This window comes from Rhodococcus sp. ABRD24, from assembly GCF_004328705.1.
Lineage (GTDB): Bacteria > Actinomycetota > Actinomycetes > Mycobacteriales > Mycobacteriaceae > Prescottella.
The window spans coordinates 3,596,996-3,618,192 of the sequence record NZ_CP035319.1 but is presented as its reverse complement, the minus strand read 5'-3'; the positions used below and the strand labels follow the sequence as shown (position 1 = coordinate 3,618,192).

At 66.4% G+C, this 21,197-nt stretch carries 19 protein-coding genes and 1 pseudogene; 7 read left to right on the top strand and 13 right to left on the bottom strand.

The window, feature by feature from the left end; genetic code table 11:
- Positions 1-37: 37 nt before the first annotated feature.
- On the bottom strand, positions 38-1,258 hold the full coding sequence (locus tag ERC79_RS16020; protein WP_131579442.1) for an ABC transporter substrate-binding protein: 1,221 nt from the start codon (positions 1,256-1,258) through the stop codon (positions 38-40).
- A gap of 279 nt (positions 1,259-1,537) precedes the next feature.
- Between ERC79_RS16020 and ERC79_RS16015 the strand changes: the two genes are divergently transcribed.
- Positions 1,538-2,548: an endonuclease/exonuclease/phosphatase family protein gene (locus ERC79_RS16015; protein ID WP_131579441.1), complete on the top strand. Its 1,011-nt coding sequence runs from the start codon at positions 1,538-1,540 to the stop codon at positions 2,546-2,548.
- A 13-nt stretch (positions 2,549-2,561) separates the two neighbouring features.
- Here the strand turns inward: ERC79_RS16015 and pstB are convergent, their stop codons facing one another.
- The 6 genes from pstB to ERC79_RS15985 form a co-directional block, all read right to left on the bottom strand.
- Positions 2,562-3,338 (bottom strand): phosphate ABC transporter ATP-binding protein PstB, encoded by a 777-nt coding sequence (pstB, locus tag ERC79_RS16010; protein WP_114720809.1) that lies wholly within the window; start codon positions 3,336-3,338, stop codon positions 2,562-2,564.
- Between the two features lie 94 nt (positions 3,339-3,432).
- Positions 3,433-4,338 carry a phosphate ABC transporter permease PstA gene (gene pstA / locus ERC79_RS16005; RefSeq protein ID WP_131579440.1) on the bottom strand — a complete coding sequence of 302 codons (906 nt, stop codon included), beginning with the start codon at positions 4,336-4,338 and terminating at the stop codon, positions 3,433-3,435.
- Between the two features lie 3 nt (positions 4,339-4,341).
- The gene (gene pstC, locus ERC79_RS16000; protein WP_131579439.1) at positions 4,342-5,391 is read right to left on the bottom strand and encodes a phosphate ABC transporter permease subunit PstC; all 1,050 of its coding nucleotides are present in this window, start codon (positions 5,389-5,391) and stop codon (positions 4,342-4,344) included.
- Between the two features lie 73 nt (positions 5,392-5,464).
- Entirely contained in the window at positions 5,465-6,583 is a 1,119-nt protein-coding gene (pstS, locus tag ERC79_RS15995; protein WP_131579438.1) for a phosphate ABC transporter substrate-binding protein PstS, read from the bottom strand.
- Between the two features lie 220 nt (positions 6,584-6,803).
- Complete coding sequence (mshD, locus tag ERC79_RS15990; RefSeq protein WP_131579437.1) at positions 6,804-7,724, bottom strand: mycothiol synthase; 921 nt, start codon at positions 7,722-7,724, stop codon at positions 6,804-6,806.
- The gene (locus tag ERC79_RS15985; RefSeq protein WP_131579436.1) at positions 7,725-8,489 is read right to left on the bottom strand and encodes a response regulator transcription factor; all 765 of its coding nucleotides are present in this window, start codon (positions 8,487-8,489) and stop codon (positions 7,725-7,727) included.
- A 141-nt stretch (positions 8,490-8,630) separates the two neighbouring features.
- Here ERC79_RS15985 and ERC79_RS15980 point away from each other — a divergent pair, with 141 nt between their 5' ends.
- The 5 genes from ERC79_RS15980 (at position 8,631) to ERC79_RS15960 (ending at position 11,797) form a co-directional block, all read left to right on the top strand.
- The gene (locus ERC79_RS15980) at positions 8,631-9,413 is read left to right on the top strand and encodes an LmeA family phospholipid-binding protein (RefSeq protein ID WP_165497146.1); all 783 of its coding nucleotides are present in this window, start codon (positions 8,631-8,633) and stop codon (positions 9,411-9,413) included.
- The gene (locus ERC79_RS15975) at positions 9,410-9,883 is read left to right on the top strand and encodes a thioredoxin family protein (RefSeq protein ID WP_131579434.1); all 474 of its coding nucleotides are present in this window, start codon (positions 9,410-9,412) and stop codon (positions 9,881-9,883) included. Before ERC79_RS15980 ends, ERC79_RS15975 begins: the two co-directional genes overlap by 4 nt.
- Before the next feature lie 235 nt (positions 9,884-10,118).
- On the top strand, positions 10,119-10,589 hold the full coding sequence (locus tag ERC79_RS15970) for a DUF4395 domain-containing protein (protein WP_131581221.1): 471 nt from the start codon (positions 10,119-10,121) through the stop codon (positions 10,587-10,589).
- 63 nt (positions 10,590-10,652) lie between these two features.
- Positions 10,653-11,486, top strand: coding sequence for a sulfurtransferase (locus tag ERC79_RS15965; protein ID WP_131579433.1), 834 nt, complete (start codon positions 10,653-10,655; stop codon positions 11,484-11,486).
- Between the two features lie 5 nt (positions 11,487-11,491).
- Positions 11,492-11,797 carry a DUF1416 domain-containing protein gene (locus ERC79_RS15960; RefSeq protein WP_131579432.1) on the top strand — a complete coding sequence of 102 codons (306 nt, stop codon included), beginning with the start codon at positions 11,492-11,494 and terminating at the stop codon, positions 11,795-11,797.
- A gap of 60 nt (positions 11,798-11,857) precedes the next feature.
- On the opposite strand, the gene ERC79_RS15955 is transcribed toward ERC79_RS15960, so the two are convergent.
- A complete protein-coding gene (locus ERC79_RS15955; protein WP_242676594.1) occupies positions 11,858-13,195 on the bottom strand; it encodes a cutinase family protein in 1,338 nt (445 codons plus the stop codon).
- 260 nt (positions 13,196-13,455) lie between these two features.
- Between ERC79_RS15955 and ERC79_RS15945 the strand changes: the two genes are divergently transcribed.
- Positions 13,456-14,163, top strand: a complete 708-nt coding sequence (locus ERC79_RS15945; RefSeq protein WP_131579431.1) for an FABP family protein — start codon at positions 13,456-13,458, stop codon at positions 14,161-14,163.
- Here the strand turns inward: ERC79_RS15945 and cydC are convergent.
- The 5 genes and pseudogenes from cydC to ERC79_RS15920 all read right to left on the bottom strand — a co-directional run.
- The gene (gene cydC / locus ERC79_RS15940) at positions 14,151-15,869 is read right to left on the bottom strand and encodes a thiol reductant ABC exporter subunit CydC (RefSeq protein ID WP_131579430.1); all 1,719 of its coding nucleotides are present in this window, start codon (positions 15,867-15,869) and stop codon (positions 14,151-14,153) included. The two genes, ERC79_RS15945 and cydC, sit on opposite strands and share 13 nt — an antisense overlap.
- Positions 15,859-17,565 (bottom strand): thiol reductant ABC exporter subunit CydD, encoded by a 1,707-nt coding sequence (gene cydD / locus ERC79_RS15935; protein WP_131579429.1) that lies wholly within the window; start codon positions 17,563-17,565, stop codon positions 15,859-15,861. The genes cydC and cydD overlap by 11 nt, the downstream gene beginning before the upstream one ends.
- Positions 17,565-18,599 carry a cytochrome d ubiquinol oxidase subunit II gene (gene cydB, locus ERC79_RS15930; RefSeq protein WP_131579428.1) on the bottom strand — a complete coding sequence of 345 codons (1,035 nt, stop codon included), beginning with the start codon at positions 18,597-18,599 and terminating at the stop codon, positions 17,565-17,567. The genes cydD and cydB overlap by 1 nt, the downstream gene beginning before the upstream one ends.
- 9 nt (positions 18,600-18,608) lie before the next feature.
- Positions 18,609-20,120: a cytochrome ubiquinol oxidase subunit I gene (locus ERC79_RS15925; RefSeq protein WP_131579427.1), complete on the bottom strand. Its 1,512-nt coding sequence runs from the start codon at positions 20,118-20,120 to the stop codon at positions 18,609-18,611.
- 152 nt (positions 20,121-20,272) lie between these two features.
- A pseudogene (locus tag ERC79_RS15920) lies at positions 20,273-21,127 on the bottom strand (aminodeoxychorismate lyase); the annotation flags it as partial.
- Between the last annotated feature and the right edge of the window lie 70 nt (positions 21,128-21,197).

Here is a 21,197-nt window from a genome sequence, read left to right as displayed (position 1 = left end):
GGCGCGGTGGTCGATCCCGCGCCCCGAACCGAAGGTGTTACTGAGTCCGCAGATCGAACATGTTCGGATCGGTGACCATCGAGTCACCGTCGAACGTCATGCGGTACATCATCGAATTCGATACGCGCTGGAAAATCCCGAGCGGCTGAACCGCATTCGGGGTCCAGGTCGGCACCAGGCCGAGCATGTCGATGTCCTTCGCATTCTGGAAGCCAGTCATCACCGAGGGCGCGTCGATGATGTCGATCGTCTTGACGACCTCACTGAACGCGCGCACCGAAAGCCAGGAGAACAGTTCGGTGCCATTGAGGTTCGGGCGCTCGAGCGCCTGCTCCTTCGCCGCCGACATGTCCTCGAGGAACGGAACCAGACCGGGGAACTGGTCGGTACTCGACGACGGCGCCGGCACCGGGCTCGTGTAGATCGACGAGGTCGCGAACGTTCCGAGATTCTGCAGATCGGTCTGCGTGAATCCCGTTGCAGCGAGTGCAAATCCAAGCTTGGATCCGAGCTGTTCGAAGGCCTCGGCGATCTGGTTGGCCTCGGTGGCAGTCAGTGCCATGATCACGCCCTGCGCACCGTTACGCTCGGCAGCCGCAATGAACTGCGTGTAGTCGGTAGCACCGGCACCCACCGCCACCTCGTTGACGATCTCGGCGCCCTTGGCCTGGACGGCAGGCGCGAGCATCTTGCTGAGCATCGCCGCGACCGGCACATCGGGTCGCATGAGCGAGAGCTTCGTCTTACCCTGCGAAACCAGCGCGTCGACGTTCCCGTACAGAGTCAGAAGCGATCCGGAGAACGGGGTGAACACGTTGGGAGAGGTGAAGTCCGCGATGTTCATCGGGTTCATGCCGATCCGCGCAATGCCTGCTGTCGCGAGGATCTGCGATACCGATTCCGGTGAAGCCGGGGTGAAGTCGGCCAGTGTCGCAGTCACGCCCTCCGTGACCATCGTGTTGGCGCAGTCGACTTCCTTGTTGGGGTTGCCCATCGAATCACACTGGATGAGCTCGAGCGGGCGGCCCTCGACTCCCCCACGGTCGTTGAGCGCCGCGATCGAGGCCTTCATACCAGCCGCCTGGCTTCCGACCGAAACGCCTCCCGCCTCGATCGGAAGGATCTGACCCACTTTGATCGGGTTTCCGGTTGCTGCGTTCTCCGTGGGCTCCGCGGAGCTGTTGTCACTGCAACCGGTAACCACGAGACCGACCGCAGCGAGCGCCGCGATTGCCGGGGCGAATGTCTTCAGTTTCACCTGTCATCCTCTTCGGGTTGGCAACTCCGTTTCGGGCGCAACGCGGTCCTCTCAACGCACCCGGCGTGGCACCCGACTTGCCGCTGGAGCGTAGTCAAAGACACAGCAATGTTTGGGCGATTCGGACATTTGCATCAAGGTTGCAGTTAACGCCCAAACCTTCGTTCGGCGTGAGACACTCGGCTCATGTTTCGCTACCGATCCGAATGACACGGTGAGCACGACCGTCGTCAAGAAAGCCGTGGGTCGACAGTCCGCGGAACCAGGCATGATCGAACGGTGATCGATCGCGAGAACACCCGGAGGACCGCTGGGTCCTTCGCGGCATGCTGCGGACTACTGGGCGCGATGGGTCTGTTGGCGTCGAAGGTATCCGTCGAGAACCGCTTCGTCGTGCTCCTCGCCGGGCAGACCCCGGTGCTGCTCCTCGTGGCCATGCTCGGCGCGGTCGTCGCCGCGGTCTCCCGGCGATGGGTAGCCGAGGCCGCGTGTCTCGTCGTATGCGCGCTCGGCGCCTGGATGCTCAGCCCGCTCTACATTGCCAGCGCGGACGGCGCCGCGCCCGCCGACCCGTCCGGCCCCTCGATCACGATCATGCAAGCCAACATCAAGATCGGGCAGGCTGATCCCGACGCGCTGGTCCGCACCGTCCAGGATCGCGGCGTCGACATCCTCACCGTCCAGGAACTCACCGACGAGTACATCGAGGCACTGGGCACCGCAGGACTGGACGTCCTTCTACCGCACCGCTTCGTCGTGTCGTACGGTCCGGGTGGGGAGGGCAGCGGCATCTACAGCCGGTTCCCACTGTCGAATACCCGCAACCTCGACGGATTCCAGTCGGCGAATCTCGCAGCCGACGTCGATGTCGGTCTCCGGGAACCGGTGGCCCTGTTCGCTGTTCACCCCGCGCCCGCCTACCTGTTCCCAGCACAGCAGTGGGCGGCGGACCTGCGGAGGCTGCGCGGCGAGTTCGAATCGGATGCGCTGCGCGACAACGTAATCGCGAGCGGGGACTTCAACGCGAGCTACACCCAACGCCAGTACAGAGACCTACTCACCGGCGGTTACTCCGACGCCGCCGACCAGGTGGGCGCGGGACTGCTACCGACGATGCCGGCAAACCGCCGGCTTCCCGCGTTCATCGGGATCGACCGCATCATCACCAAGGGTGCCGCCGTGACGTCACTCGAACGGATCGAGATCGTCGACTCGGATCATCACGGCCTGCTCGCCGAAGTCCGGCTGGCGAATTCGTCCACGGGTCAGACAACCCCTGTAGCCGAGTAGCGCCGCGACCAGATCAGCCGAAGCGGCCGGAGATGTAGTCCTCGGTAGCCTTCTGGGTGGGGTTGGAGAAGATCTTCTCGGTGTCGTCGATCTCGATGAGGCGGCCCGGCTTACCGGTGGCTTCGAGGTTGAAGAACGCCGTCTGGTCACTCACACGCGCGGCCTGCTGCATGTTGTGCGTGACGATCACGATGGTGAAGTCCTTCTTCAGCTCCGTGATGAGATCCTCGATCGCGAGGGTCGAGATGGGATCCAGCGCGGAACACGGCTCATCCATCAGCAACACGTCGGGTGAGACCGCGATGGCCCGTGCGATGCACAGACGCTGCTGCTGACCGCCGGAAAGGCCGCCGCCCGGCTTGTCCAGCCGGTCCTTGACCTCGTTCCACAGGTTGGCGCCGCGCAGCGACTCCTCGGCGACCTCGTCGAGCTTCTTCTTGTTGCGCTCACCCTGCAGCTTGAGGCCGGCAACAACGTTGTCGCGAATGGACATGGTGGGGAAAGGGTTCGGTCGCTGGAACACCATGCCGATGGTCTTGCGCACCCCGACCGGGTCGACGGACGAGCCGTAGATGTCCTCGCCGTCGAGCAGCACCGAGCCTTCCACCCGAGCGCCCGGGGTGACCTCGTGCATGCGGTTGAGCGAGCGCAGCACCGTCGACTTGCCGCAACCAGACGGGCCGATGAAGGCCGTCACGCTGCGCGGGGGCACCGACAGACCGACATCGGCGACGGCATGGAACTTGCCGTAGTAGATGTTGACGTCCTTGAGATCCAGACGCTTGGCCATTACCGGCTCCCTACTGATGTGAGCGCTAGCTCGAGTATGTGCTGACGAGATTCGGGGGATGTGACGATTTCGTCGATCGCCACCGATTCGGTGCTCATTTGTTGCGCGCCGACGTGAAGTGACCGATCGTCTTGGCGACGATGTTGAGCACTGCAATCAACAGGATCAGGGTCAGCGCAGCGCCCCAGATCCGGTTGGATCCGGCGTCCGTCGGGTTGTTCATCTCGGCCACCATCACACCGGGCAGCGTGCCCATCTCCCCACCGAACAGGTTGAAGTTGATGAACGGTGCGTATCCCACCAGGATCAGCAGCGGCGCAGTCTCGCCGAGCACGCGGGCCAGCGCGAGCATGACGCCGGTGATGATTCCGGGCAGCGCCGTCGGAACCACGATGCGCGCGATGGTCTTCCACTTCGGCACACCTAGCGCGTACGACGCTTCTCGCAGGTCGTGGGGCACGATCCGCAGCATTTCCTCCGTGCTGCGGACCACGACCGGAACCATCAGTAGCACCAGCGCAAGTGAAACCGCGAATGCAGACTTCGGGAAGCCGAACGTCGCAATCCAGAGCGCGTAGATGAACAGTGCCGCGACGATCGACGGGACGCCGCTGAGGATGTCGACCATGAACGTCGTGAGCTTGCCGAGCCGGGACTTACCCGCGTACTCGACGAGGTACACCGCAACGAACAGGCCGAGCGGAACGGACAGCGCCGCGCACACCAGCCCCTGGATGAGCGTTCCGACGAGTGCGTGGTAGACGCCGCCACCCTCCGCCGACGCGGACAGGCCGCTGAGCGAGTTCGTGAACCACGTCTGCGATGTGACGGCCCCGATCCCCTTCACGACCACCGTCCACAACACCCACACCAGCGGGACGAGCGCTACGAGGACGGACAGGGTGACCAGCACCGTGGCGGTGAGATCGGTGGCGCGGCGGCGGAGGCCGACACCCTGAAACGCAGGCGCCTTGATCGGCTTGTCGAGCAGGCTCGTCATAGGTCAGTCCCGCTTTCCGGCGATCGCGGCGCGAGCCGCCGCGTTGACCACGAAGGTGAGCACGAACAGAACCAGGCCGGCCGCGATGTAGGCACCTGCCTGAATGTTGTTGTTGAATTCGGCGTATCCGAGCGCGATCTTCGACGCGATCGTCGAACCGCTGTCGAACAGCGATCCGCTGAACGCCTGCGACGTCGTGCGCAGGATCATGTACAGCGCCATCGTCTCGCCGAGCGCGCGGCCGAGGCCGAGCATCGAGCCGCTGATGTAGCCGGACTTGCCGAACGGGATGACCGTGGTACGCACCACTTCCCAGCGAGTCGCGCCGAGCGCGAGCGCGGCCTCGATGTGCGTCTTCGGTGTCTGCGCGAACACCTCGCGGGTCACCGCGGTGATCACCGGCAGAATCATCACTGCCAGGACGATTCCGGCGGTGAAGATCGTGCCGCCGCCACGGATCGAACCGGATCCGTCTGCGAAGATCGGGATCCACCCGAGGTTCTCGTTGAGCCACACCGCGACGGGCGCGATCGCCGGCGCGAAGATCAGCAGACCCCACAGGCCGTACACGATCGACGGGACGGCCGCGAGCAGGTCGATCACATACGCCAGCGGCCGTGCCAGCTTGTTCGGCGCGTACTCGGTGAGGAAAATCGCGATCCCGAGCGCGACCGGCATCGCCAGCACGAGCGCAAAGACCGAGACCATCACTGTCACCTGCAGCAGATCCAGGACACCGAACGCCATCGAGTTGATGCTGTCGGTATCCCAGACCCGGCTGGTGAGGAAGTTGACCTCGTTACGCTGCAGAGCCGGAACCGCCCGCCAGATCAGGAAGACTCCGACAGCCGCGACCAGCAGCGTGATGAAGACCGCGGACCCGGAGGCCAGCGAGCTGAAGATCCGGTCTCCCGGGCGGGTGACCGTCTTACGTTTTGTGCCCTGTGGGGAAGTGATCGGGGCCTCCGGGTTGCCGTTCGGACCGCCCACCCCGGCCCCGCCTTCCGCGGGGCCGGAGGCGCGAGGTGTTGACCGTATGCTCGCGTCAGTCATCTGCGCTCACATTCTCCGTCTGAATATAGAGCCACTCGAGATCCACGGACGGTCCGTTCATTTCGAATCCGAATCAGGCGATCGCGGAGATCGACTCGTTGATCTTGGCTCGGAACGACTCCGGCAGCGGCACATAGCCCTGCGTCGCCAGAGTCTGCTGGCCCTCGTTGGCAGCGCTGGTGAGGAAGGACTTCATGGCTGCGGCGGTCGGGGCGTCGTAGCCCTTGGAGCAGACGATCTGGTAGGTCGCGAGCACCAGCGGGTAGGCGCCGGCTTCCTTGGTGCCGTAGATCGACTTCAGGTCCAGCGTGAGGTCGCCGGTGCCCGAACCCTTGAACGTCGCGTTGGCAATGGCCTTGGAGGCCGTCTCCTGCGACAGCTCCACCGGGCCGGCGCCGGTGTCGATCTGAGCGGACGGCAGCTTCTGCTGATCGGCGAACGACTTCTCGACGTAGGTGATCGAGCCGGGTGCGGACTTGACGGCCTGTGCGACACCGGCCGAGCCCTTCGCACCCTCGCCGACGCCGCCCTTGAAGTCCGAACCCGCGCCAGCGGTCCACGCGCCGTTCGAGGAGGCCTCGAGGTACTGCTGGAAGTTGTCGCTGGTGCCGGAGGAATCCGAACGGACAACGGGGTTGATCTTCTCGTCGGGGAGCTTGACGCCGGAGTTGAGCGCTGCGATCGCCGGATCGGTCCACTTGGTGATGCCGCCGTTGAAGATCTTGGCGATGGTCTCGCCGCTCAGCACCAGATTGTCGACACCGTCGAGGTTGTAGGCGATCGCGACCGGGCCGAACACCAGCGGCAGGTTCCACGCGTCGTTGCCCTGGCAGCGGGCCTTGGCCTGCGCGGCCTGATCACCCTTGATCGCCGAATCCGAGCCCGCGAAGTCGATCTGACCGGCAATGAACTGCGTGCGGCCATCACCGGATCCGCTGGGGTTGTAGGCGACGTTGACGGACTTGCCCTTCTGCTGGCAGGCCGCGATGTAGGTCGAGGTGAACTCGTCCATCGCATTCTTCTGCGCAGACGATCCAGCGCCCGACAGCTTCTCCTTGCCGTCGCACGCGGCGGTCGATGCCGATGTATCGACCGAGGACGATGCAGCGTTGTTGTCGCTGCCGCACGCCGCCAGGGTCATGGCGCCGACGGCCACCACTCCGAGCAGTGCACCGTTTCGCTTGAGGTTCACCCTTGTCCTCCGCAGTTCGCTACCGTCTCGCCCGGGGTCGGGCGGCATGGGAGGCGCGAATCAACTCGAACTCGCACCGGGCGACTGAATGCCACCCAGGCCAGAAAGGTAGGGGGCGCCGGTAGCCAACTGGACCCGGTTCGGTGAACAGAAGGTGAACTCCCGAGAGAAACCTCATCCGAGATGCGTCGCGCCCCCTCCGAACGTGCACGAACGGACGTTATCGGGACGGCTGGGCGTATGCGACGTCGATGTGGAAACGCTCGAAGGCGAGTCGCTCGTACGTGTGCAGCGCCGCCGTGTTGTCGCCCTCGACGTACAGCAGTACCGTCTCCAGCCCGCGGTCGCGCAGGTAGTGCAAACCAGCCAGAGTCAGCACGCGTCCGAGCCCGCGCCCCTGTGCATCCGGATCGATGCCGACCACATACACCTCGCCGAGCGCAGGAGCGCCGCCCTGCGGCGCGTGCACCTTGGTCCAGTGGAAACCGAGTAGGCGATCGGTGTCGCCCTCGGCCGGGTAGGCGAGGAACAGGCCCGCGGGATCGAACCACGCTTCGGCACGACGCTCGTCGACCTCACGCTGCGTCCACGCCCCCTGCTCGGGGTGCCATGCGAACGCGGCGGAGTTGACCCTCAGTAGTTCCGCGTCGTCCTCCGGCCCCCGGTAGGTGCGCAGCGTCACACCGGCGGGCACGACGACGTCCGGGAGTTCGGGGGTGGCGAGCGGACGGCGTAACTGCAGCAGCTCACGTACTCCGGTGAGCCCCAGCCGCTGCGCCACCGAGACCGCCGACGGCAGATTCCCATGCGCCCACACCCGTGTGCCGGGTCCGCCGACCTGCAAGACCTCGGTCACGAGCCGGCCACCGATACCCGCACCACGAGCCGACGGGTCGACCACGACCTCCGCCATCGCCGGGTGCTCACCGTGGCCGGGCTCGAGCTGGGCATAGCCGACGGTCCGGCCGTCGGACACATACACCAGGTGCCGCGCCGCGCCGCCCGCAGAGAGGGCATGCACCGCCTGTTCGGAGATCGGCGCGGTGCCGTCCTGCGCGGCTGCCCGCTCGATCACCGCGCGCACCTCCTCCGTGACTGCACTCGGGGGTGTATCGATCCAGTCGAGCTGCTGGGTGTCCATCTAGTAAGCCGATCCATTCGTTGGGGTCAGATCGGGTTCGTCGGCGTCGTCGGGTTCGCTGACGCCCTGTGCACCACCGCCGGACCGGTTCGACGGCCGCGCCGGGCGCACGGCCTTGTAGCCGACGTTACGCACGGTGCCGATGAGCGACTCGTACTCCGTGCCGAGCTTCGCGCGCAGTCGTCGAACGTGGACGTCGACGGTGCGGGTACCGCCGAAGAAGTCGTATCCCCACACCTCCTGCAGCAGCTGCGCTCGGGTGAACACCCGCCCCGCGTGCTGCGCCAGGTACTTGAGAAGCTCGAACTCCTTGTAAGTCAGATCGAGGGGACGACCCCGCAATCTCGCGGTGTATGTCCCCTCGTCGATCACCAGTTCACCGAGCGTGATCTTGCCTGCCGATTCCGGGCTGGCCGCACCTCCGTTGCGCCCGACCAACAGACGCAGACGTGCGTCGAGTTCGGCCGGACCCGTGGCAGGCAGCAGGATGTCGTCGAGACCCCAGTCGGAGTTGACGGCCACCAGTCCGCCCTCGGTCAGAACCGCGACCACGGGCACTGCGGAACCGGTGCTGCCGAGCAAGCGACAGAGACCCCGCGCGGCGGCCAGGTCGGTACGGGCGTCGACGAGCGCCACATCCGCGGACCCCGCCTCGAGCAGGGAGGACACTTCCGTCGGCGCAGGTCGGACAGTATGTGACAACAGCGCCAGCGAAGGCAGGACTGTCTCCGGATTTGGGTCGGAGGTCAGAAGCAGGAGCTCCACTCAACCTCCCTCTCTTGCGCCGCGAATGCCGGCGGAGGGGCCGACACCGAGTGGACCGACGTTCATGTTCGGGGACAGATTAGCGCGATTCCACACCGTACCGTCGCACCGGCATCGATGGTGCCCAGTAAGAATGATGTGGTGCGCAAACTCATCATCGGCCTGGTGTGCCTCATCGGACTCGCCGTCGTCATCGATTTCGGAGCGGCGGCCTACTCCGAATTCCGGGTCTCTCGTGCGCTACGCGACGGCGGCTCCCTCCCCGCCGACCCGGAGGTCACCATCCACGGCTTTCCATTCCTCACACAGGCCTGGAAGGGGAAGTACGACAACATCGAGATCCGGGCGCAACAGGTCCCGAACGACATGATCGGCGAGGTGACGATCGAGGCCACCCTCAACGGCGTGACGATCCCCACATCCACACTGCTCGACGGATCGGTGAGCGCGGTGCCGGTGGACCATCTCGACGGCCGCATGATGATCGACGCCACCGACCTGGGAAAGTTCCTCGGCATCCCTGACCTGCAGGTTTCCGCACCCCCAGCCAGCAAGTCCGATGGCACCGGCGGCTCCGGCGGCTCCGGCTCCCCCACCACCGGCGGCATCGTCCTGACCGGCACCGTGCCGGTCGGACCGATTCAGACGTCGGTGAGTGTGCAGGCCGCGCTGATGTTGCGTGGCGAGCAGGTGATGATCGTGGCGACCGACTTCTCCGTCGGCCATGAGGGCCAAGCCGACTCCACCGTGCCCGGGCCCCTCAAGCAGGGGGTCCTCGGCCTGTTCACCAAGACCATCGACCGGCAGGAACTGCCGTTCGGCGTCATGCCCACGGACGTGTACGCCGAGGGTTCCCGCATCGTGGTCGAGGGGTCCAGCAACAACGTCGTTGTCAACCTCGACGAGCTGCAGGCGTCGATGTGACTGCAATCACGATTCTCGTCATCGCACTCGCCGTCACCCTCGCCGTCGGGATCGTCCTGCGAAGCAGAGCCGGCAAGGTGCGTGTGAGCGCCCCCGCTCCGACGGGCACGCCGGATGACGAGCGCACGGCGCTGCTCGAAGCCGCCGGCGTGACACCGGGAAACGGACCCATCGTCCTGCACTTCTCGGCCGATTGGTGCGGCCCGTGCGCCGCCGTGCGCCGCGTGGTCGGCCAGGTGCTCACGAAGCTCGACGGCCGTGAGTCCACCCTGCCGACAATCACCGAGGTTGAACTCGATATCGACGAATACCCCTCTCTTGCAAAGACACTCGGAGTCCTCTCCCTACCCACCACATTCATCCTGGATGCCGCCCTCGGCGAACGGTTCCGGATCTCCGGAGTTCCGTCGGCGGCCGATCTGGAAGCGGCCCTGAAACCGATTCTCGAATTCGGGGGACCCAAATCCTGAAAAAGCAGGTACGCTGCACCACGTGTACGCCAACCATGAGCTGATGCTCACCCGTCGCCGCACAGTGGATCTGTGCCGCCTCGGTGGTTGTTGCTGTCCCTGCTGTTGATCACGCAGACGGTCGAAATCTTCTCTCCCCAGCGTTATCGCTGAAGGTCCCTGTCCGTGATCGGCAATGCCCCGGAATCCGGTCCTTGCCGCGTCGGCACTCGGTAACTCGCAGGAGCACTTCCAGATGTCCACACCCACCTTTCAGACCAAGCAGGTCGACGTCCGCGGTCCACGGTTCGCCGCATGGATCACGACCGCAGTCCTGGTCGCCGTGCTGATTCTCTCGAGCATCTCGACGCTCGCGGCCGGACTACTACTGGCCGTCCAGGCTGTCGTCTTCGCGATCGGCGCGGCGTTCGGCCCGCGCCGCAGCCCGTACGGGCAGCTGTACGCAGCGGCAGTCGCTCCGCGACTGAGCCCCACTGTCGATCTCGAACCCGTTGCGCCACTGCGCTTTGCACAGTTGGTCGGCCTGGTCTTCGCAGTCACCGGAACCGTGGGCTTCCTGCTGGGAGCCGGCCTGGTCGGCGGGATCGCAACCGGCTTCGCCCTGTTCGCCGCACTCCTCAATGCGGCCTTCGGGATCTGCCTCGGCTGCCAGATCTACCCGCTGGTGAGCCGGCTGCGCGGACCCGCTACCTCACCCGCAGCCTGACTGTAATCCGCTGCACCCCATAGTTTTCACACCACCACCGTCCCAAAACCGAAAGGACAATTCATGGCTCGCTCCGATGTCCTGGTCTCCGCAGACTGGGCAGAGCAGAACCTCGAGGCCCCCAAAACCGTCTTCGTCGAGGTCGACGAGGACACCTCCGCGTACGACGGTGGGCACATCGCGGGTGCGATCCGCCTCGACTGGCGCAAGGACCTACAGGACGGCGTCCGACGCGATTTCCTGAACCAGGAACAGTTCTCCGCGCTCCTGTCGGCCAAGGGCGTCGCCAACGACGACACCGTAGTGCTGTACGGCGGCAACAACAACTGGTTCGCCGCGTACGCCTACTGGTACTTCAAGCTGTACGGCCACCAGGACATCAAGCTGATCGACGGCGGCCGGAAGAAGTGGGAACTGGACGGCCGCCCGCTGTCCAAGGACGAGGTCACCCGCCCGGTCACCGAGTACAAGGCCGCCGCGCCCGACACCTCGATCCGCGCATTCCGTGACGACGTCATCGCCGCTATCGGCAACAAGAACCTGGTCGACGTGCGCAGCCCCGATGAGTTCTCCGGCAAGATCCTTGCGCCGGCACACCTTCCGCAGGAGCAGGCTCAGCAGCGCGGCCACGTCCCCGGCGCCATCAACATCCCGTGGAGCACCACCGCGAACGAGGACGGCACTTTCAAGTCGGATGACGACCTGGCAAAGCTGTACGCGGACAAGGGCTTCGACGAGAGCCTCGAGACCATCGCTTACTGCCGGATCGGTGAGCGATCGAGCCACACCTGGTTTGTGCTGCAGGAGATCCTGGGCAAGCAGAACGTGAAGAACTACGACGGCAGCTGGGTCGAGTACGGCTCGCTGGTCGGCGCACCGATCGAGTTGGGAGCATAAGAGTTATGTGCGGAGCACCTGTTCAGACCCAGACCCTGCCCGCGGGCGTCGACGTCGAGAAGGAGACGGTCATCATCGGCCGCGTGTTGGCCACTGACGGCCAGCCCGTCGGCGGCGCGTTCGTGCGCCTGCTCGACGGCACCGGCGAGTTCACCGCCGAGGTCGTCGCCTCCGCGACGGGCGACTTCCGCTTCTTCGCGGCCCCCGGTAATTGGAAGGTGCGTGCACTCTCCAGCTCCGGTAACGGCGACGTGACGATCAGCCCGGACAGCGCCGGCGTCTACGCCGTCGACGTGACGGTCAGTAAGTAGCGAACCCGTACCGAGGGCCCCGCTCCGAATCGGAGCGGGGCCCTCGGTCATTGACGGTCGTCACGAACCGGTGTTCATCGACCTGGCACTGCCCGAGCCCGTGCTTCCCGCACCGCCGGCGCCCGACGGCTGACCGCCTGCGAGCTCGGTGATCCAGTCGACGATCTGCTCGCTGTCCCAGTACCAGGGATCATCGGGATTGTCGTTCCAATAGAACGCGTGCTGGAGCGGCCCCAGCAGGATGTACGGCCCGAGGATCAGGTCGACGATGCCGCTGTTGTCCGCGACGAATCCCGGTCCGTCGGCACGGAGCTTCGCACGCACCACTCCGGCGCCAGGCCCGTTCATCCAGGCCACCATCGCCGCAATCTGCTCGGGGGTCACGGCCTCCGCGGCGTCGTCGCGGTAGGTGCGGTCGGCGACCTTCCGCAGGACGTCGAGCAGCGACTCGTCGGAGGTGAACCAGCCGCTCCTCGCCGCGATGTGCGCGAGTGTGCGCGCCCGCATCTCCGACACCACCCGATCGAGGTCCGCGACCGTCTGGATCGGGTCGAGCAGGGTGAACCGCACCTGACCGAGGACACCGAGCGCCAACTCGAGCAGTGCGATCTGCTGTGGTGCGTCGCATGCGATGTCGTAGGGACGGCACACCGAGAGGATCTTGCCCTCGAGGGAGCCGTAGTCGGCCGGCTCCGACGACATGAAGCCGCCGCCGCTCGGACCGGCCCCGTCGAGTGACGGCGTGCCCGCAGGGCGGTACGGATCACCGATGAGAGCCACCCCCGCGATGTCGTCCGCGGTGACCAGCGCCGACGGGCCCCGATGGCCCAGCTCGCGTGCGACGCGTTCGACCACCTCGCCGCCGACGCTGTACCCGAGCAGCACGAATTCGGTCGCGCCCGCGCACTGGGTCTTCTTCTCATTCAGGATCCGGTTGGTCGACGCGACGCCCGCGGCCACCGAATCCTGATAGGTCGGGACATCCGTGAGCAGGCCCAGGCCGTAGGTCGACGGGTACGGGACATACATCCAGCCGACGGCACCCGGGCGGTCCCGATTGGCCTCACCCAGCGGAACGGTGATGTTGGCCAACCAGTTCGACCACGGCACCGCCCGCTTGTCGTCGAACGGATCGCGGTCGGCACTCGAATCCGTCGCACCCGACACCGCGACCACCAAGATGTCGGGGCAGCCGTCGCCGTAGTTGTCCGAGCTCTTGGTCGGGAGCCGCCAGGAGCCGGTGGACGCCGAGCCCTCGGATCCCGCGCTCGCGCTACCGATGTCCGCACCCACCGAGCCGGAACTGCGAATCTCCGCCGCCGACGGACCCGCGGAAACGATCAGCATCAGTACCGCGATCACACCGCTCGACGCGGACGCGCGCATACGACGGCCCATCCATACCTCCGACTGTGTGCTCCCCCAACGCGGAACAGTTGGTGACCCCGCGAGCACGGTACTACCGCAGGTCAGCGCTGATCGCGATTCCGTCGAATCCCCTCCCACGCGACGGATTCGTCCGCCGATTTCGGACCCTCCGGGGGGCCGGTCTAAGATGGTCCGGTGGTCATTTTCTTCGAGGTTCTCCTGGTTCTTGCCGCCATCCTGATCACCTGGTTCTCGCTGTACGTCGTGTACCGACTGGTCACCGACAAGCCGTGAGCCAGGACCGGGACGCGGGCTCTGAGACGCAGCCTGCGCACCCTGACGGCGCCGAGTCGCCCGTTGCCCGTGGCAGCGGCGACCGAGCAGTCGCGGGTGCCGTAGAGCGCGCCAAGGAGACGTCGGGGCGAAACATCCCCGTACTTCCTGATCTCCCTCTGCCCGAGGACACCGCGAATCTGCGACTCGGGCCGGATCTCCATCCCGGAATGCTCGCGCTGCTGCCGCTCGTCGGCGTGTGGCGCGGCGAGGGTGAGGGTCACGATCCGGCGACCGGCGGCTACCGCTTCGGGCAGCAGATCGTGGTTTCACACGACGGTGGCAACTACCTGTCCTGGGAAGCGAAGTCCTGGGTTCTCGACGCCGAAGGCGAGTACGTCCGCCCCGATCAACGTGAGAGCGGCTACTGGCGCGTCGCCGGAGACGGCACTCCCGGCAGCGTCGACGAAGAGGTCGTCGAACTACTCCTCACCCACGCCTCCGGCGTCGTCGAGCTGTTCTACGGCCAGGCGCTGACGCAGTCGTCGTGGGAACTGGCGACGGACGTCGTGATCCGCAGCCAATCCGGTGAGCTGATCGGCGGCGCCAAGCGCCTCTACGGCATCGTCGAGGGCGGCGACCTGGCCTATGTCGAGGAACGCGTCGTCGCAGACGGCCCCCTCGAGCCCCGCTTCTCCGCGCGGCTCTCTCGCTACATCGGCTGAGACGGCGCCGCAAGGTCCCGTTCGCGGTTACCATCAGCCGCCGTTGGAGTGCAGGTCACGATCCGGTCGGCATGAGTTCCGGACGGCAGCTGATGGGTGACCACCACCACCGTCCGGTCACCGTCGACCAGTGCGCCGCCCCGGTCCAGGAGCTCGCGCAGGATCGCGGCGCCGTCTGCCGCGTCGAGGTGTTCAGTGGGCTCGTCGAGCAGTAGCACCCGCGCCGGCGACACCAGCGCCCGCGCGAGCAACAGCCGTCGTCGCTGCCCACCCGAAACCGCGCGGGCCCCACCGCCCAACGAGGTGTGGACGCCTTCCGGCAACTGCTCCACCCAGTCGCCCAGCCCCACCGCGTGCAGCGCCGTCACCGCGCCGTCCTCGTCGAGGTCCCCACGGGCTACGCGCAGATTCTCGAGCACCGACGTGTCGAACAAGTGGGCATCCTCGGCAAAGAACCCGACCTCCCGGCGCAGCGCGTCGGGCACCAACTGCCCGACCGGCACGCCGTCGACCGTCACCGTTCCGTCGATCGGCGGCAGCAGACCCGCCAACGTCATCAGCAGCGTCGTCTTGCCGGTACCGCTGCCGCCCACGACCGCAACCCGCGCGCCCGGCGGCAGATCCACGTCGAGCGCAGCGGTCACCTTCTCCCCGCCGGGCCAGCCGCAGCGCACGCCGCGCGCCTGGACATGTCCGGGGCCGGACGGCGCCTCGGCACCCTCCGGCATCGGCGTATCTGCGCGGTCGAGCAGCGACAGGATGCGGCCTGATGCGATTCGCGCGCGAGTGAGCGCAACCGCCGCCGCCGGCAATGCCCCGGTAGCCTCGAATGCGGCCAGCGGCACCAGCACGAGGATCGCCAGTGACATCGGCGTCATCGCGCCGGACGCACCGCCGTCGGGGCCGTACAGCGTGATGCCGATCAATAGCGCACCGATCACACTCGCACCGATCGCCAGCGGCGTCGCAGCGGCCGCGAACGCCGACGGCATCGCAGCCCGGTCCGTCGCGCGGACGGCCTCGTCGTCCGCCGCGGCGGCCCGGGCGAGGACGCCTTCGAGACGGCCGGCCACCCGAAGTTCGGCGGCGTGATCGAGGGCGGTCACCGCGGCCTCACTGAATCGCGCGTTTGCTGCGGCACTCTCGGACTCCGCAAGTCGGGCCGCGCGCGCGGACAGCGCGGGCGCGAGCACACCCGACACCAGCAACGCGATCGCGAGTACCCCGGCCGCGGCCGGGGAAATCAGCGCGAGCAGCGCGACGGCCGAGAGCGCCATGAGCACCGCGACCGCGATCGGGATCAGGGCCCGCACCACGACATCACCGAGCGCGTCGACATCCGCACCCGTGCGGGCAAGCAGATCGCCGCGACGCAGCCCGGCGGCTGCCGCAGGATCACCGTCGGCGAGCCGGCGGTAGATCAGCGTGCGCGCCTCGGTGGTGCCGCGGAGCGCGGCGTCGTGGGTGGCAAGGCGCTCGAGGTAACGGAACACTCCCCGGGAGATACCGAGCGCCCGCACCGCGACCACCGCTACGGACAGATCCAGGACCGGCGGCATCTGCCAGGCACGAGTGATCAGCCAGGCCGACAACGCAGCCAGTGCCAGCGCGCTCCCCAGCGTCGCGGCGCCGGCGAGAACCGCCCGCAGGATCCGCCCCGGCTGTAGGTCCAGCAGACGCAGTGCCCGCACCAGGTCACGATTCATACTGCTGGGCCTCGACTTCCACGATCCGATCGGCGGCCGCGAGCACACTCGGCCGGTGCCCCACCACAATGACGGTCCGCCCCGACTCGGCCAGCCGCCGCAACGACGTGAGCACCGTCGCCTCGGTAGCTTCGTCGAGGTGTGCCGTCGGCTCGTCGAGCAGCAGCACCGGGCGTGGTGACATCAGCAGCCGGGTCAGCGCGAGCCGCTGCCGCTGTCCCAGCGACAGACCGGTGCCACCGGCCCCGACCGTGGTATCCCATCCGCGCGGAAGGTCCTCCAGCACTGCGTCGAATCCGGTTGCGATACAGGCATTGTGCAAACCGTCGCCTGTCCGGTCGACGTGACCGGTGAGCTCGAGATTCTCGGAGAGAGTTCCGGGCACCAGCACCGGATGCTGGGGCAGCCAGGCTATCTGGCCCCACCACTGTTCCCGGTTCAGGTCCGCGACGTCGATCCCGTCGACCCGGACCGCACCTTCGGCGGGATCGGCGAGACCTAGAACCGCCTGTAGTGCAGTAGATTTGCCGGAACCGTTGGCGCCCGTCAGCACCGTCACCTCACCCGGACGGAACGTCGCGTCCAGCCGGTGTGGCGCCATCCCGGACCTGGATCGCATGCTCAGCCCGTGCAACTCGATGACGGCGCCGCCGGCGGCCACCGCGACCGCGCCGGGCCGCTGCTCGCCGGGTGCCTCGTCGAGCACACCGAACGCCTTGTGCGCCGCAGCCAGCCCGTCCTCGGCCGCATGGAACTGTGCTCCGACCATCCGCAGCGGCAGGTACACCTCCGGCGCCAGAATGAGCGCGACGATGCCTGGTTCGAGCTCCATTCCGCCGTACACGAGCCGCAGGCCGATGCTGACCGCGATGAGCGCCACGGACAGTGTCGCCAGCAGCTCGAGCACCATCGACGACAGAAAGGCGACCCGCAGCGACGACATCGTGGTGCGCCGGTGCGCGTCGCCGAGTTCCCGGACCCTGGCGACCGGTCCATGTTCGCGTCCGAGCGCTCGCAGCGTCGGCAGTCCCGCAAGCAGATCGAGCAGCTGCGACGACAACCGCGTCATCGTCGCGAGCGTCTTTTCCGACTTCCCCTTGGTGAGCAGTCCGATCAGGATCATGAAGACCGGGATCAGCGGCAGCGTGACCACCACGATCAATGCGGCCGTCAGGTCCTGGAAGAAGATGACCGCCAGGGTTGCCGGAGTCAGTGTGGCCGCGAGGATCAAGGCCGGCAGATAGCCCGTCAAGTAGGGTCCGAGCCCACGGATTCCGCGGGTGACGACCGTTGCTACGTCGTCCCGGCGAGGATCGAGCTGCCGCGGCGGCATCCGTACCGCCGCGGCGAGCACCTCCATCTCGAGTTCGGCAACCACGCGGTTGGCGGCACGATGCGCGTATCGCGCCTGCAGCCACGCCGCCAGCACCCGCACCCCGATGGCACCGGCCAGCAGCAGCAGGTCGACGCGCCACTCCGCGAGGCTGCGTCGATCGGACGTGATCACCCCGGCGAGGATCGTGCCGATCAGCACCGCGGAGACGATCACCATCGCGACGTTGATCGCCGACAGCACCACCGTGAGAATCAGGTAGCCGCGGGCCGATGCCGAGTACTTCCACAGCCGGGGATCCACCGGACCCCGACGCCCCGCCGGCCGATCGGGCCGGGCGGGGCTGTCGGTCTCGATGCTCATCAGGCCTTCGTGGATCCGGCCTTGCGGGACAAGCCGATCGACGGCGGAATGTGCTTGGTGGAGATCCGCTTACGGAACACCCAGTACGTCCAGCCCTGGTACATCATCACGATCGGCGTGAGAATCACCGCCGCCCAACTCATCACCTTCAGCGTGTACGGACTCGACGACGCATTCTCGATGGTGAGGCTGTACGCCGGATCGGTGGTCGACGGCATCACATTCGGGAACAGCGACGCGAACAGGAGCACCACCGTGGCGATCACGGCGACCGTCGTGAACACGAACGCCCACCCCTCGCTCTCCGCGCGGGTCAGGAACACCACCGCGATGACCGCGACCGCGGCCAGTGCGACAAGGATCCACGTCCAGCCCTTACCGTGGGCCAGCTGCGTCCACAGCACGAATCCACCGGCGACCGGCACGGCCGGGATCGCGAGCTTCTTCGCCAGATCGGCCGCGTCGATCCGCACGTCGTCCGCAGTCTTCAACGCGATGAACACCGCACCGTGCAGCGCGAACACCAACGCGGTGGTGGCACCGCCCAGCAGCGCGTACGGGTTGAGCAGGTCGAAAAATCCTGACGTGACCTTCTTGTCCGCGTTGATCGCGACACCGCGGATGATGTTCGCGAACGCCACGCCCCACAGCACCGCCGGCACCCACGACCCGATCATGATGCCCCAGTCGGCGCGGGCCCTCCACTTGTCGTCGTCGATCTTGCCGCGCCACTCGATCGCGACGATCCGCAGGATCAGCGCCACCAGAATGATCAGCAACGGTAGATAGAACCCGGAGAACAGGGTGGCGTACCAGTCCGGGAACGCCGCGAACAGCGCACCACCGCCGACGATCAACCACACCTCGTTGCCGTCCCATACCGGGCCGATCGTGTTGAGCAGCACGCGACGGCGCTTCTCCGTCTTGCCTAGTACGGGCAACAGCATTCCCACACCGAAGTCGAACCCCTCGAGTACGAAGTACCCGACGAAGAGCACCGCGATGAGGATGAACCAGAATTCCTGCAATCCCATGACGGTCTCCTAGTACGCGAACGACAGTTGTTCGTCGGCTTCCGGCTCGCCCGGTTCACCCGGGCCACCGGCCTTCGGTCCCTGCCCCGGCGGATGCATATCGTGCGGCGACGGCCCCTCGATCGCGTACCGGCGGATCAGGTAGAACCACACGACACCCAGCGCGCCGTACAGCAGCGTGAACACCACCAGCGATGTCACGACGAGCGCGGTCGGATGATCGGAGACACCCTGATCGACGGTGAGCCGGATGAGGTCTACGCCTGTCGGATTCGGATGCACCACCCACGGCTGACGGCCCATCTCGGTGAAGACCCATCCGGCACTGTTCGCGAGGAACGGTGTCGGAATCGCGATGAGCGACAACCACTTGAACCAGTTCTGGTCCGGGACCCTGCCGCGCCTGGTGACCCACAGCCCGGCAAGCGCCAGGGCCAGCGAGCCGACGCCGAGGCCGATCATCGCGCGGAACGACCAGTACGTGACGAACAGGTTCGGGCTGTAGTTGCCGGGTCCGAACTGGGCCTCGGCCTGCGCCTGCAGATCCTCGACGCCCTGGAGAGTCACCCCGCTGAACTTGCCCTCGGCCAGGAAGGACAGCACGCCCGGCACCTTGAGCACGTGCGTGACACTGTCACAGTTGTTGTGCGTGCCGACGGTCAGGATCGAGAACTCCGGATCTGTCTCGGTGACACACAACGATTCCGCCGATGCCATCTTCATCGGCTGCTGCTGGAACATCAGCTTGGCCTGGATGTCGCCGGTGAAGATCAAGGCGACACCCGAGATGATCATCACCAGCATGCCCATCCGCGCGGCCGGCCGGAACATGTTCCGTGCGTCGGAGACGAAGACCTCCGCCTCCTCGGGAGCAGCAGTCTTGGCCTTACGCATGTTGCGCACCATCCACCAACCGGCGATACCGGCGACGAACGTCGCAGCGGTGAGGAAGCCGCCTGCGACCGCATGGAAGTACGCAGCGATCGCGGTGTTGTTGGTGAGCAGCGCCCAGATGCTCTCCAGCTCGGCACGTCCCGTCTCCGGGTTGTAACGTGCGCCGACCGGATGCTGCATGAACGAGTTCGCGACGATGATGAAGTACGCGGAGGCATTCACCCCGATCGCGGCCAGCCAGATCGTGGCGAGGTGGACGCCCTTGGGCAGCCGCGTCCAACCGAAGATCCAGAGCCCGAGGAAGGTCGACTCCAGGAAGAAGGCGATCAGCCCCTCGAGCGCGAGCGGCGCGCCGAAGACATCACCGACGAATCGGGAGTACTCGCTCCAGTTCATGCCGAACTGGAATTCCTGCACGATGCCGGTCGCGACACCGATCGCGAAGTTGATCAGGAAGAACTTGCCGAAGAACTTGGTGAGTCGATACCAGTGGTCCTTCTTGGTGACCACCCACATGGTCTGCATGATCGCGACGAGCGGAGCCAGCCCGATCGTGAGTGGTACGAAGATGAAGTGATAGACGGTGGTGATCCCGAACTGCCACCTAGAGACATCCAAGACATCCATGGCTACTCCGAAAAATCGGCCCGTAGGACAGGCTTCGGTATCGAGACGTGGGCGTCCGCTCGATCCCTGTTCACAAAGCTACTGCTGGTGGTATCCCGCCGCAGCTGATTGTTACTACGGAATGTAGTAGACCTTTCGGTCGACAGCCAACCGGAACCCACCGCCTCCACCGCCAGGTCCACCATCGAGGCGACGTCCTCGGCCGCCGGGGCGACCGGCAGCGCGAGTCCGTCCAGAGTATGCACGCGGGCCGCCAGCGTCACACTGGAAACCAGCCAGATACCTTCTGCCACAACGAGATCCATGGGTAGAAGGGTGTCGTACTCGCACCGGTAACCCTTGTCCGCGGCCACCTCGAAGAGCGCCTTCTGGGTGGTGCCGGGAAGGATGCCCTGCTCGGGCGGCGGAGTGATCAAGGTCTTACCGCGGGCGATCACCACCGTCGAACGAGGACCCTCCAGAACTCGGCCCTCACTGCTCGTGAAGACGACATCGTCGACCCCGAGTGCGCGCGCGTGCCGCAGCGCCGCCATGTTCGTCGCGTAGGACAGCGTCTTGGCGCCGAGCAACTGCCACGGCGCCGCCTGCGACAGATCGACCGAGAAACCCCTGGGCAAGGTGATCACGGAGATCCCGTCCCGGCGCGCCCGCAGCACGTGCTCCCCCACCGGCCCGACCGTCACGAACGCCGTCGGCGGGCCGCCGCTCTCCCGACCCCGACTGAGGACCAGCCGCATCAGCCCCTCGCGATCGCGTCCCCATTCGCGTGTAGCCGTCTCGACCGCCGTCCGCCAGTGCGCACGGTCCGGCTCCGGCAACTCCAGCGCCGCCGCCGAGGACGCCAGACGGTCCAGGTGCAGCGCGACCTTGCATGCCCGCCCGTCCCGCACCAGCAACGTCTCGAAGATGCCGTCACCGCGCACCGCCGCGAGATCGTCGGCATGCAGGTGCGGGACGTCCGCATCCCGCACCTGTCCGTCCAGCGTGACCAGTACTTGCTCAGCCATGGCGCTCACCCTAGCCAGAACCCGGCACAACCAGCAGTTCCCTGCATCACGCGGCCCTGTCACTCGGCGC

Coding starts and splice junctions, on each gene's coding strand:
- ERC79_RS15955 (WP_242676594.1), bottom strand. CDS start 13,195: ATGGGCCGTCGTATGCGCGCGTCCGCGTCGAGCGGTGTGATCGCGGTA.
- cydC (WP_131579430.1), bottom strand. CDS start 15,869: ATGAATCGTGACCTGGTGCGGGCACTGCGTCTGCTGGACCTACAGCCG.
- pstA (WP_131579440.1), bottom strand. CDS start 4,338: ATGACGAGCCTGCTCGACAAGCCGATCAAGGCGCCTGCGTTTCAGGGT.
- pstC (WP_131579439.1), bottom strand. CDS start 5,391: ATGACTGACGCGAGCATACGGTCAACACCTCGCGCCTCCGGCCCCGCG.
- ERC79_RS15965 (WP_131579433.1), top strand. CDS start 10,653: ATGGCTCGCTCCGATGTCCTGGTCTCCGCAGACTGGGCAGAGCAGAAC.
- ERC79_RS15925 (WP_131579427.1), bottom strand. CDS start 20,120: ATGGATGTCTTGGATGTCTCTAGGTGGCAGTTCGGGATCACCACCGTC.
- mshD (WP_131579437.1), bottom strand. CDS start 7,724: ATGGACACCCAGCAGCTCGACTGGATCGATACACCCCCGAGTGCAGTC.
- ERC79_RS15970 (WP_131581221.1), top strand. CDS start 10,119: ATGTCCACACCCACCTTTCAGACCAAGCAGGTCGACGTCCGCGGTCCA.
- pstB (WP_114720809.1), bottom strand. CDS start 3,338: ATGGCCAAGCGTCTGGATCTCAAGGACGTCAACATCTACTACGGCAAG.
- ERC79_RS15960 (WP_131579432.1), top strand. CDS start 11,492: ATGTGCGGAGCACCTGTTCAGACCCAGACCCTGCCCGCGGGCGTCGAC.
- cydB (WP_131579428.1), bottom strand. CDS start 18,599: ATGGGATTGCAGGAATTCTGGTTCATCCTCATCGCGGTGCTCTTCGTC.
- cydD (WP_131579429.1), bottom strand. CDS start 17,565: ATGAGCATCGAGACCGACAGCCCCGCCCGGCCCGATCGGCCGGCGGGG.